General features: G+C 56.0%; 1 rRNA gene. It reads left to right on the top strand.

Going from position 1 to position 1,551, the window contains the following annotated elements:
- Positions 1 to 12: 12 nt before the first annotated feature.
- Positions 13 to 1,537 (top strand): 16S ribosomal RNA (locus DY023_RS04850).
- The last annotated feature ends 14 nt before the right edge of the window (positions 1,538 to 1,551 follow it).

Here is a 1,551-nt window from a genome sequence, read left to right as displayed (position 1 = left end):
TGGCAATCGTTTTTTACGGAGAGTTTGATCCTGGCTCAGGATGAACGCTGGCGGCGTGCTTAACACATGCAAGTCGAACGATGAACCGGGTGCTTGCACCTGGGGATTAGTGGCGAACGGGTGAGTAACACGTGAGCAACCTGCCCCTGACTCTGGGATAAGCGCTGGAAACGGTGTCTAATACTGGATATGTGCCACGGCCGCATGGTCTGTGGTTGGAAAGATTTTTCGGTTGGGGATGGGCTCGCGGCCTATCAGCTTGTTGGTGAGGTAATGGCTCACCAAGGCGTCGACGGGTAGCCGGCCTGAGAGGGTGACCGGCCACACTGGGACTGAGACACGGCCCAGACTCCTACGGGAGGCAGCAGTGGGGAATATTGCACAATGGGCGGAAGCCTGATGCAGCAACGCCGCGTGAGGGATGACGGCCTTCGGGTTGTAAACCTCTTTTAGCAGGGAAGAAGCGAAAGTGACGGTACCTGCAGAAAAAGCACCGGCTAACTACGTGCCAGCAGCCGCGGTAATACGTAGGGTGCAAGCGTTATCCGGAATTATTGGGCGTAAAGAGCTCGTAGGCGGTTTGTCGCGTCTGCCGTGAAATCCTCAGGCTCAACCTGAGGCTTGCGGTGGGTACGGGCAGACTTGAGTGCGGTAGGGGAGATTGGAATTCCTGGTGTAGCGGTGGAATGCGCAGATATCAGGAGGAACACCGATGGCGAAGGCAGATCTCTGGGCCGTAACTGACGCTGAGGAGCGAAAGGGTGGGGAGCAAACAGGCTTAGATACCCTGGTAGTCCACCCCGTAAACGTTGGGAACTAGTTGTGGGGTCCTTTCCACGGATTCCGTGACGCAGCTAACGCATTAAGTTCCCCGCCTGGGGAGTACGGCCGCAAGGCTAAAACTCAAAGGAATTGACGGGGACCCGCACAAGCGGCGGAGCATGCGGATTAATTCGATGCAACGCGAAGAACCTTACCAAGGCTTGACATACACGAGAACGGGCCAGAAATGGTCAACTCTTTGGACACTCGTGAACAGGTGGTGCATGGTTGTCGTCAGCTCGTGTCGTGAGATGTTGGGTTAAGTCCCGCAACGAGCGCAACCCTCGTTCTATGTTGCCAGCACGTTATGGTGGGAACTCATGGGATACTGCCGGGGTCAACTCGGAGGAAGGTGGGGATGACGTCAAATCATCATGCCCCTTATGTCTTGGGCTTCACGCATGCTACAATGGCCGGTACAATGGGCTGCGATACCGTGAGGTGGAGCGAATCCCAAAAAGCCGGTCCCAGTTCGGATCGTAGTCTGCAACTCGACTACGTGAAGTCGGAGTCGCTAGTAATCGCAGATCAGCAACGCTGCGGTGAATACGTTCCCGGGTCTTGTACACACCGCCCGTCAAGTCATGAAAGTCGGTAACACCTGAAGCCGGTGGCCTAACCCTTGTGGAGGGAGCCGTCGAAGGTGGGATCGGTAATTAGGACTAAGTCGTAACAAGGTAGCCGTACCGGAAGGTGCGGCTGGATCACCTCCTTTCTAAGGAGCACTGC

The sequence above is a fragment of the Microbacterium bovistercoris genome, from assembly GCF_003387575.1.
GTDB classification, from domain to species: domain Bacteria; phylum Actinomycetota; class Actinomycetes; order Actinomycetales; family Microbacteriaceae; genus Microbacterium; species Microbacterium bovistercoris.
This window is presented reverse-complemented; position numbering and strand designations above follow the sequence as displayed.